This is a genomic window from Micromonospora sp. ATLC16 (assembly GCF_057196645.1).
This window is the reverse complement of the sequence record NZ_JBXUOW010000116.1, coordinates 1-9,206: the sequence shown is the minus strand read 5'-3', so window position 1 is coordinate 9,206 and position 9,206 is coordinate 1. Positions and strand designations below refer to the sequence as shown.

Annotated in this window: 10 protein-coding genes; 5 read left to right on the top strand and 5 right to left on the bottom strand. The window is 72.0% G+C overall.

Translation table 11 applies throughout. The annotated features are described in order from the left end of the window. The 5 genes from AC2CHE_RS25970 to AC2CHE_RS25950 all read left to right on the top strand — a co-directional run. Positions 1–570 (top strand): RICIN domain-containing protein (locus AC2CHE_RS25970; protein ID WP_484507466.1); only part of this gene is annotated, 570 nt, incomplete at its 5' end. A 130-nt stretch (positions 571–700) separates the two neighbouring features. After that, positions 701–1,378: a tRNA (adenosine(37)-N6)-threonylcarbamoyltransferase complex dimerization subunit type 1 TsaB gene (tsaB, locus tag AC2CHE_RS25965; protein WP_484507465.1), complete on the top strand. Its 678-nt coding sequence runs from the start codon at positions 701–703 to the stop codon at positions 1,376–1,378. Between the two features lie 23 nt (positions 1,379–1,401). After that, positions 1,402–1,854 (top strand): ribosomal protein S18-alanine N-acetyltransferase, encoded by a 453-nt coding sequence (rimI, locus tag AC2CHE_RS25960; protein ID WP_484507464.1) that lies wholly within the window; start codon positions 1,402–1,404, stop codon positions 1,852–1,854. 8 nt (positions 1,855–1,862) lie between these two features. Next, positions 1,863–2,909 carry a tRNA (adenosine(37)-N6)-threonylcarbamoyltransferase complex transferase subunit TsaD gene (tsaD, locus tag AC2CHE_RS25955; RefSeq protein ID WP_484507463.1) on the top strand — a complete coding sequence of 349 codons (1,047 nt, stop codon included), beginning with the start codon at positions 1,863–1,865 and terminating at the stop codon, positions 2,907–2,909. A gap of 13 nt (positions 2,910–2,922) precedes the next feature. Beyond that, a complete protein-coding gene (locus AC2CHE_RS25950; protein WP_484507462.1) occupies positions 2,923–3,177 on the top strand; it encodes a hypothetical protein in 255 nt (84 codons plus the stop codon). A gap of 18 nt (positions 3,178–3,195) precedes the next feature. Here the strand turns inward: AC2CHE_RS25950 and AC2CHE_RS25945 are convergent, their stop codons facing one another. From AC2CHE_RS25945 to AC2CHE_RS25925, 5 genes are all read right to left on the bottom strand, one after another. Continuing rightward, positions 3,196–4,869, bottom strand: coding sequence for a copper resistance CopC/CopD family protein (locus AC2CHE_RS25945; RefSeq protein ID WP_484507461.1), 1,674 nt, complete (start codon positions 4,867–4,869; stop codon positions 3,196–3,198). An 18-nt stretch (positions 4,870–4,887) separates the two neighbouring features. Then, positions 4,888–5,625, bottom strand: coding sequence for a DUF4142 domain-containing protein (locus tag AC2CHE_RS25940; protein ID WP_484507460.1), 738 nt, complete (start codon positions 5,623–5,625; stop codon positions 4,888–4,890). 143 nt (positions 5,626–5,768) lie between these two features. Then, positions 5,769–6,950, bottom strand: coding sequence for an ROK family protein (locus AC2CHE_RS25935; RefSeq protein ID WP_484507459.1), 1,182 nt, complete (start codon positions 6,948–6,950; stop codon positions 5,769–5,771). Positions 6,951–6,978: 28 nt separating this feature from the next. Further along, positions 6,979–8,241, bottom strand: a complete 1,263-nt coding sequence (locus AC2CHE_RS25930; RefSeq protein ID WP_484507458.1) for a sugar ABC transporter permease — start codon at positions 8,239–8,241, stop codon at positions 6,979–6,981. Beyond that, entirely contained in the window at positions 8,238–9,056 is an 819-nt protein-coding gene (locus tag AC2CHE_RS25925) for an ATP-binding cassette domain-containing protein (protein WP_484507457.1), read from the bottom strand. Before AC2CHE_RS25925 ends, AC2CHE_RS25930 begins: the two co-directional genes overlap by 4 nt. Positions 9,057–9,206: the final 150 nt, after the last annotated feature.

Here is a 9,206-nt window from a genome sequence, read left to right as displayed (position 1 = left end):
ACCGCCAACCACTTCGACGCCTGGGCCCGCGCTGGCCTGAACCTCGGCAACCACTACTACCAGATCATGGCCACCGAGGGCTACCAGAGCCAGGGCAGCTCGGACATCACCCTCTCGGAAGGCGGCACCCCCGGCCCCGGCCCGACCACCCCGCCGCCCAACCCGACCACCCCGCCGCCCAGTGGCGGGTCCGGCCAGATGATCGTCGGTCAGCAGTCCGGCCGGTGCCTGGACGTGCCGAACTCCAGCACGAGCAACGGCACTCAGATCCAGTTGTATGACTGCCACGGCGGCGCGAACCAGCGGTTCACCCACACGTCGAGCAGTCAGCTGACGGTGAACGGCAAGTGCCTGGACGTGCCGAACTCCAGCACGAGCAACGGCACCCGGATCCAGTTGTATGACTGCCACAGCGGCGCGAACCAGCAGTGGAACATCAACTCGAACGGCACGATCACCGGAGTGCAGTCGGGGTTGTGCCTCGACGCCGGTGGCAGCGGTAACGGGGCGATGATCCAGCTGTACAGCTGCTGGGGTGGCGCAAACCAGCAGTGGAGCCGACGCAACTGATCCGTCGCTTCGGGGCCAGGAGGCACGGACCTGGCCCCGCGCCACCTTGGTGACCACAGCAGAATTGACCCGGCGGCGATGGCGGGCGGGTGTCCAGGGGCCGGAGGCGATACGGCTAGGCTGGGTCATTGTGCTCGTACTGGTGGTGGACAGCTCGACCCCGGCGGTGACCGCGGCGCTCGTCGAGGTCACCGCGAGTGACGTCACGACCCGGGCGCACCGGTGCACCGTCGACGCTCGGGCGCACGGCGAACTGCTCGCCCCGCAGGTCGACGCGGTGCTCGCCGACGTCGCCGCCCGGCCGGCCGACCTGCACGCGATCGTCGCCGGGGCCGGCCCGGGGCCGTTCACCGGGCTGCGGGTGGGGCTGGTCACCGCCGCCACCATGTCCCAGGTGCTCGACATTCCCGCGTACGCTGTCTGCTCGCTCGACGCGATCGGCCACCCGGCGGCGGCCGGCGAGCCGGTGCTGGCGGCGAGCGACGCGCGGCGCCGGGAAATTTACTGGGCGGTTTACGACGGCGCCGGCGAGCGCTTGGTCGGGCCGGAGGTCGGCGCGCCCGCGGTGGCCGCCGAGCGGGCCCGCGCGCTGGCCGTCACCGTCATGGTCGGCGATGGCGCACACCGGTACGCCGATGCCCTCGGGCTGCCGCTGCGACCCGAGCCGCGCTACCCGGACGCGACCGCGCTGGCCACCCTGGCCGCCGAGCGGATCCGCACCTGCGCGCCGGGTGATGCGTTGACGCCGCTCTACCTGCGTCGCCCGGATGCGGTGGCGGCGACCGTGCGCAAACCGGTCCTGCCGTGAGCCCCGGGCAAAGCGGTCTTGTCGTGAGCGAGGTGCGACTCGGCCGGTTCCGCTGGTGGCACATCGACGAGGTGTTGCCGATCGAGGCGGATCTCTTCGGTGCCGAGCAGTGGTCGGCACCGATGTTCTGGAACGAGTTGGCCCACGGGCACTTCTACCGGGTGGTCACCGACGACGACGGCGGAGTGCTCGGCTACGCCGGGCTCGCCGTCGCGCCGCCCGACGAGGCGTGGGTGCAGAACATCGCGGTCCGGCGGGAGGCGCAGCGCCGGGGCATCGGCCGACTGCTGCTGGAGGCGCTGCTCGCCGAGGCCAGTCGGCTCGGCATCCGCGCCGTGCTGCTGGAGGTCGCCGCCGACAACGCGCCGGCCCAGCGGCTCTACGCGATGCACGGGTTCGAGCCGATCGGCGTGCGGCGCGGCTACTACCAATCGAGCAACACCGACGCGCTGGTGATGCAGCGCACCCAGGACTGAGAAAAGCCATGGCTGACGAACCACTGATCCTCGGCATCGAGACCTCGTGCGACGAGACCGGCGTCGGTGTCGTACGCGGCCACACGCTGCTCGCCGACGCGCTCGCGTCCAGTGTGGAGCAACATGCCCGATTCGGTGGGGTGGTGCCGGAGGTGGCCAGCCGGGCGCACCTGGAGGCCATCGTGCCGACCATGCGGCGGGCACTGACCGAGGCGGGGGTGACGCTCGCCGACGTGGATGCGATCGCGGTCACCGCCGGGCCGGGTCTGGCCGGGGCGCTGCTGGTCGGGGTGGCCGCCGCCAAGGGGTACGCGATCGCCGCCGAGAAACCGGTCTACGGCGTCAACCACCTCGCCGCGCACGTCGCGGTGGACACGCTGGAGCACGGTCCGCTGCCCGAACCGGCGATCGCGCTGCTGGTCTCCGGTGGTCATTCGTCGCTGCTCATGGTCGACGATCTGGCCCGGGGCGTGACCCCGCTGGGTGCCACCATCGATGATGCGGCAGGCGAGGCGTTCGACAAGGTGGCCCGGCTGCTCGGTCTGCCGTTTCCCGGTGGGCCGTACATCGATCGGGAGGCCCGGGCCGGTGACCCGGCGGCGATCGCCTTCCCGCGTGGGCTGACCGCCGCCAAGGATCTCGTCGCGCACCGCCACGACTTCTCCTTCTCCGGGCTGAAGACCGCGGTGGCGCGGTGGGTGGAGGCCCGCGAGCGGGCCGGCGAGCCGGTTCCGGTCGCAGACGTCGCCGCATCCTTCCAGGAGGCGGTCTGCGACGTGCTGGTGAACAAGGCGCTGGACGCCTGCCGTGGCCAGGGTGTGCAGACCCTGGTGATCGGCGGGGGAGTGGCGGCCAACTCGCGGTTGCGGGCGATGGCCGAACAGCGGGCCGCCCGGCACGGCATCCGGGTCCGCGTGCCCCGGCCCGGCCTGTGCACGGACAACGGCGCGATGGTGGCGGCCCTCGGCTCGCACCTGGTCGCCTCGGGCGTCGCGCCCAGCCGGCTCGACCTGCCCGCAGATTCGGCCATGCCGCTGACCACGGTCAGCGTCTGAGGAGGACGACGACGTGATCGTACGGATGTGGGAGGCACGGGCGGAGCCGTACGCGCTCGCCGACCTGATCATCTGGGTCTGTGACAGCGCGCTGCCCGAGTTCGAACACGACCCGCTACACCTGTCCAGCGAGGTCTTCTCGTCCACCGACCACCGGGTCGTGGTGATCTCCAAATGGCGCAGCAGCCCACAGCCGTTGCCCGACCCGCCGGTGATGCTGCTCGCCCGGCAGCCGCATTCCTGGGACTTCACCCAGGTCGACCGCTGAGGCGTCAGCCGGGTCAGCTCAGCGGATCGTCACCGTGGTGGTGGCGGTGCATCGGTCGATCTCGCTGGTCCGGGCGCTGACCCGCAACGTCCAGTCACCGGCGACCGGGAAGTGGATCTCGGCGCTGCCGTGGTGCGGCTCCAGCGCGAACACGCCGACGGTGATCGGCTCGATGCCGGCCTCCGGCAGGGCGGCGGTGACCGTCCACTCCGCCACCGGCAACTCCTTCGCCCGCGGGGTGTAGACGTATGCGTGCAGGCTGTTCGCGGTGCCGGCGAACGCCGGGTAGATGTCGAACTGCAAGGTGAACAGGTCGGTGGTGAGCGACTGCGCGACGCCCTCCCGGTTCACCCCGTCGGCCGCCGTGCCGACGGAACGGCCCGGCGGTGTCTGCACCAGCACCGCCGTCAGCGCCAGCACCATCGCCGTCACGGCGAGTTCCACGCCGGCCGCCCGAGCGATCCGGCGGGGCCGGGCCGCCGCGACCCGCCGCCTGATCAACCGTCGTTGCCCGGCCGCCACCGCCAGCACCCCGGCCAGCAGGGCCGCCTTGGCCAGCAGCAGGCGACCGTACGTGCTGCCCCACAGGGCCGAGGGACGGCCGAGTTCGATCACGGCCTGGCCGAGCCCGGCGGCGACCAGCCAGGCCACCGCGAGGGTGGCCAACCGGGACCAGGCCGGCAGTATCCGGGCGAGCACCCGCTCGTGGGTACCCCGGAGCAGGAACACGGTCAGCGCGAGCAGCCCGCCCAGCCAGGCGGTCACCCCGGCGACGTGCAGGGTGCCCAGTGCGATGCTCACCGGCGGCAACGGCGAGGCGACCGGATGCCCGGCCAGTGGCCAGGTGACGAACCCGGCCAGGCCGACCGCCGCCAGTGCCCAACCGCGTACCCGGCTGGCGACGCCCCGACCGGTCGACGAGCGCTCATCATCGCCCCGCATCACCGTCGGCAGCAGGATCGCGGCCAGCCCGACCAACGCCAGCCGTACGGCCAGCACCACGCCGACGTCGCTGTCCGCCACGGCCCGCAGATCGGCCGGGGAAAGCTGCCCGACGGGCGCACCCACCACCTGAGCTGCCTGCCCGACCCAGGTGCCGAGCGTGCCGATGGCGATCAGACCGAGCCCGCACAGCGCGGTGGCCGTGGCGCCTCGACGGGAGCGACGGCGGGGCCAGATGGTGGCCGCGAGCAATGGCGGGCCGACCGCCAGCAGCAGCCCCAGGTACCCGAGGTACTTCGCGGCCGGTACCAGCACGCCGGCTGGGGACTCGGATTCCGCCAGGGCCGGCTCGGGCGGAGTCGCCGACGGTGCCCCGGCGGCGAAGGTGAAGCTGCCCGCGACCGGGTGGCTGTCCGCCGAGATGACGCGGTAGCTGACCAGGTAGGTGCCGAGTGGACGATCCGAGGGCCGCAGGGTGATCCGGATGGTCCCGTTCCGGACCTCGGGCTCGCCGACGTTGATCCGCTTGCCGTCGGGGGCGAGGACCTGCACCCGGCCGGGAACCACGGTGATGGTCTCGCTGAAGGTCACCAGCACCTCGCGCGGCGCGTACCCGAGCACCTCGTCGCGCTGCGGGGTGGTGGCGACCACCACGGCGTGCGCCGCCGCTGGGCCGGCGGGACCAAGGGCGGCGCACAGTGCGGTGAGGATCAGCCCGAGCAGGGCAGCCGCTCGGGTGCGAACGGTCATCGAAGCGGGTGGCGGCGGTCAGCCGCGACGGAACATGCGGTACGTGAGGAAGCCGCCGGTGCCGAGGGCACCGAGGAAGATCGCCCAGATGAGCGTGTTGCTGACCCCGATCTGCGGGCCGGTGTTGGCCTGCGCGGCGGCGAGCAGCCCGTCGTTGCCGGGGGCCGGCAGCGCGGCGGGCGGCAGCTCGGCGTACCGGACCAGGCCGGTGCTCTCCAGCATCCGCATGTGGTCACCGACGAACGTGTTGGCCGAGTTGGCCAGGTCCCGGATCACCTCGTTGCGGGTGCTGGCCCGGACCGCGCCGATAACCGGGAAGATCTTGCCGTGGGCGACCCGGAGCCGAGTGACGAAGATCTGGTCGAAGCGGGCGCCGCGGGCGTCCTTCATCTCGGTGAGCCAGCCCTGCTGCTCGGCGGTCGGCGCACTGGGGATGACGGCGCTCAGCTTGTTGGCCGCCTCCACGGTGATCCGGTCGAGCTCCTCGTGCTGCCGGGCGATCTCGGCGCCCACCTCGCGGACCGCCCGCGAGCTGCCCTTCTCGGCGGCCATCTGTCCAGCCGGCATCTCCCAGAGCCCGGCCAGCCGCACCCCGTCGAGCAGCGCCTGGTCGGCGGCGGCGAGTTGCTGAGCGGCGGGCGCGGCCAGGGCCACACCGGGCAGAACGACGAGAGCTGCGACGATCGTGGTGAGCAGCACCGCCAAGCGACGGGACCGGTTACCCTGCCGGCGACGAGCGGAATCCAGCGGTGCCATGTCTGCGGCGCCTCCTCGGACGAGAACCGATCGTTGAGCGATGGACGTCCGCACCCCGTCGGCCGTCCGCAACCTGGTACGGATTGTTCGGCCGATCAGTTCATCGGTTGGCGAAACCGGCTCGCGAAATGCGGAACTGGAGGTCAGTTGACGTCGAGCGGGTCGGCCAGCAGTCGGTCGAAGGCGAGTTCGGCCGCGCCGACCAGGGGCGCGTCCTCACCGAGCTTCGGCGTACGCAACCGGACGTGCTCCAGGCAGGCCGGCAGCCCGTTGGAGTTGAGCCGGCTGCGCACCTGGGCGGCGGCGGCCAGGTAGAGGTCGCGCATGGTGCCGCCGAAGATGACCATTTCCGGGTTGAAGATGTTGACCAGGTTGGCGATGCCGAAGCCGAGCCAGTCGCCGGCCTGCCGTACCGCGATCTGCGCCTGGGCGTCGCCACGGTCGGCGGCGTCGAAGACCGCCAGCATCGCCTCCCGGCCCCGGGCGTCGGAACGGCCGGCGGCCCGGAGCAGTCCGTGCTCGCCGATCTCGGTCTCCCAACATCCCCGGTTGCCGCACTCGCAGCGGGCTCCGTCGCGGACCACCACCATGTGCCCCACCTCGCCGCTGTAGCCGCCGTGGCCGGTCAGCCTTCGGCCCGCGGCGATGATCCCGGCGCCGACGCCGACGTCGCCGTAGAGGTAGATGACGTTGTCGCAGCCGGCCGCCGCACCCCGGGCGTGCTCGGCGGAGGCCGCCACGTCGGCCACGTTCCCGACCGTGACCGGCACGTCGACCCCGAGTTCGGTGCCGAGCGCGGTGCCGATCGGTTCGTCCACCCAACCGGTGGTGGGACCGAGCCGGACCAGACCGTCGTCGCGGCGGACCATCCCGCAGACCGCCACCCCGGCACCGACGCAGACGGCGTCCCGCGGCAGGGCCTGCCGCATCTCCTTGACCGCGCCGGCCAGCAGGGGGGCGGCCTCCGCGGCGGTGAGACCGCGGGGGCGGTCCAGTTCCCGGAGGTCGAGCACCGCGCCGCCGAGCCCGACCCGGGCGGCCCGCAGCCGGTCCACCTCGATGCTGTACGCGTACGCGAAGACCCGGTGCGACTCGGGCCGGACGACCAGTGACGGTCGTCCGGCCCGGCCGGTTTCCTTCGGCGCCCCCTCAGTCACCAGGCCGGCCGCGGCGAGGTCGGCGGTGAGCGCGCCGATGGTGCTCCGGTTCAACCCCAGTGCGGTGGTCAGTTTGGCGCGCGTGGTGGCACCGTGCACGTGCACGTAGCGCAGCAGGGCACCGAGATTCTGCCGACGGATCTCGTCCTGGCTCGGTCCCACGCGCATCGGTTGTGACTACCTTCGGTGCAGCGGATCAGCGGCTACCACCGGCGGCGGCTCGGCGGCGCGACAGCGCGTCGACGCTGGCCGCCAGGAGAAGCACCACGCCGGTGACCACGTACTTGACGCCCGAGCTGTAGCCCATCAGACCCATGCCGTTGTCGATCACCGCGACCACCGCGCCGCCGAGCACCGCGTCCAGCACCCGGCCCTTGCCGCCGAAGAGGCTGGTACCGCCGATCACGGCCGCGCCCACGGCGTAGAGCAGCACGTTGCTGCCGCCGGTGTTCGGGTCGACCGAGTTGGCCCGGCTGGCGGCGACGATGCCGCCGATCGCGGCCATGGTGGAGCAGATGACGAAGACCGAAATGCGGATCCGGTCCACGTTGATGCCGGCCCGGCGGGCGGCCTCCTTGTTGCCGCCGACCGCGTAGATGTGCCGGCCGTAGCTGGTGCGGTGCAGCACGAAGGTCCAGACGACCAGCAGCACGGCGATGATCGGTACGACGATCGGCACACCCTTGAGCGAGCTGATCAGCACGTTACGGCTGCGCTCCAGGTTGAGCACGTACACCGCGAGGCCGAGGACGACCGCCAGCCCGCCGATCCGGGCGAGCACCACCGCCATCGGGTCGGTGACCAGTCCCCGCGCGGCGCGGTTGCGGTGACGCAGCAGTTGCACGGCGGCGTACCCGGCGACGGCCGCGGCGGCGAGAGCCCAGCCGAGCAGCGGCGGCAGGTTGCGGTTGGCGATCGCCACCAGCACCGGATCGCGTACCGAGATGTTGCGGCCCTGTTCCATCAGCAGCAGCACCACGCCCTGGAAGGCCAGGAAGCCGGCCAGGGTGACCACGAAGGAGGGAATGCCGATCTTGGCGACCAGGAGGCCCAGGATCGTACCGATCACCATGCCGGTGAGTACGGCGGCGGCCACCGCGACGTACCAGGGGTGTCCGAGCACGGTCACCACGTTGGCCAGCACCGCCGCGCAGACGCCGCTGGCGAAGCCCGCCGACAGGTCGATCTCACCCAGCAGCAGGACGAAGACCAGGCCCATCGCGATCAGGGTGACCGCCGCGCCCTGGGTGAACAGGTTGGCGAGGTTGCCGGCGGTGAGGAACGACGGTCGCATGATCGAGAAGACCGTGCAGAGGACGAGCAGGCCGAGTACGGCGGGCAGGGCACCGATGTCGCCACCGCGTACCCGCCGCCAGTAGTCACGGACGTGACTGCCCACGGTGGTCGTCGGCGCGACGGAGGACTTTCCGTCCTGCTTGACGGCGGTGGTGGTGCTCATGAGACGCCTCCCGTGGTGCTGCCGGCCGGCGCCGCGCCGTTGCCGTTGCTGGCCGGTTCGCCGGTGAGCCCGAGCTCGCCGGAGCGACCGGCGGTGATCAGCTCGACCACCTGCGCGTGAGTGATGTCGGTGGTCTTCACCTGGGCGACCATCTGGCCGAGGTAGAGCGCGGCCACCCGGTCGGAGACGGCGAAGACGTCGTTCATGTTGTGCGAGATCAGCACGACGGCCAGTCCGTTGTCGGCCAGCCGGCGGACCAGTTCGAGCACCTGGGCGGTCTGCGCGACGCCGAGCGCGGCCGTCGGCTCGTCCAGGATCACCAGCTTGCTGTTCCAGAGCACCGCCTTGGCGATCGCCACCGTCTGGCGCTGGCCGCCGGAGAGGCTGGAGACGTGCTGGCGCAGCGACTTGACGGTGCGTACGGAGAGCCCGTCGAGGGTCTCGGCCGCCATCTGCTCCATCGTCGGCTCGTCGAGGACGACGCCGCTGCGCTTCTCGCGGCCGAGGAACATGTTCTGCACGATGTCGAGGTTGTCGCAGAGCGCGAGGTCCTGGTAGACGACCTCGATGCCGAGCGCCGCGGCGTCGCGCGGGCTGTGGATGCTCACCGGTCGGCCGTCGAAGACGAACTGCCCGGCGTCGGTCGGGTAGATGCCGCTGATGCACTTGACCAGGGTCGACTTGCCGGCGCCGTTGTCACCGACCAGCGCGGTGACCTCGCCCGGATAGGCGGCGAAGGCGACATCGCGGAGCACCTGGACGGGACCGAAACTCTTGTCGATCCCGCGTAGCTCCAGCAGAGGGGTCGCGGACACGGGGTTCTCCTTTGTCACGGAGGGAGATCGGGGCCCGTCCAGCGGCGGGGGGGGGGGGGGGGGGGGGGGGGGGGGGGGGGGGGGGGGGGGGGGGGGGGGGGGGGGGGGGGGGGGGGCGGGGGGGGGGGGCGGGTGTTTGGGTTATTTTAC

What these genes read in the sequence shown, in the direction of transcription:
- tsaD (WP_484507463.1), top strand. Translation starts at nt 1,863, where the DNA reads ATGGCTGACGAACCACTGATCCTCGGCATCGAGACCTCGTGCGACGAG.
- AC2CHE_RS25945 (WP_484507461.1), bottom strand. Translation starts at nt 4,869, where the DNA reads ATGACCGTTCGCACCCGAGCGGCTGCCCTGCTCGGGCTGATCCTCACC.
- AC2CHE_RS25940 (WP_484507460.1), bottom strand. Translation starts at nt 5,625, where the DNA reads ATGGCACCGCTGGATTCCGCTCGTCGCCGGCAGGGTAACCGGTCCCGT.
- AC2CHE_RS25935 (WP_484507459.1), bottom strand. Translation starts at nt 6,950, where the DNA reads ATGCGCGTGGGACCGAGCCAGGACGAGATCCGTCGGCAGAATCTCGGT.
- AC2CHE_RS25930 (WP_484507458.1), bottom strand. Translation starts at nt 8,241, where the DNA reads ATGAGCACCACCACCGCCGTCAAGCAGGACGGAAAGTCCTCCGTCGCG.